Here is a 581-nt window from a genome sequence, read left to right as displayed (position 1 = left end):
GTGCGATCCAGTACACCAGTGGCACCGTGCATCAACTGACGGCGGACACGCACCCCATCCAGCGCGAGTTTTACGACTTCTACCGCACACCGCGAGGCGAATACACGCCCACGGGCGGATCGCCGCGAACCACCACGCACCCGACCCTGGCCAGCAACGTCAAGTTCATGAACTTTTACCCGTTCAATGACATCGAGACGATCTCGCCTCGCCCCATGTTGTTCATCACGGGCGACCAGGCGCACTCGAAAGAATTCAGCGAAGACGCCTACAAGCGGGCCGCTGAACCGAAGGAGTTGTTTATTGTTCCGGGCGCCGGCCACGTGGATCTGTATGACCGGGTGACGATGATTCCGTGGGGCAAGCTGACTGCGTTCTTCGGCAAGCACCTGGTGCAGACCGGCGCCTGATGGCGGTTCGGGCGATCATCAATGTGGTGAGCGGCGTCTGCGTCGAACGCGAGACCGCCTTTCACTTCGCCACGCGCAGACGGAGGTTTTGCGCCTCGCTGATGCTTCCACTGCTTTGCGCGAGTAGTCTCGCTGCTGCGGGCGGCGACACTCGGGCAGTTTCCCAACAAC

General features: G+C 61.3%; 1 protein-coding gene. It reads left to right on the top strand.

Annotated elements, in window-relative coordinates:
- A partial coding sequence (locus tag AC1D1X_RS25265; protein WP_477699633.1) for an alpha/beta hydrolase occupies nt 1–410 on the top strand: 410 nt, incomplete at its 5' end.
- Nucleotides 411–581 lie beyond the last annotated feature (171 nt).

Source organism: Polaromonas sp. P1_G4, assembly GCF_056405475.1.
Note: the sequence above shows the minus strand (reverse complement) of the source record. Positions and strands in the feature narration are given on the sequence as shown.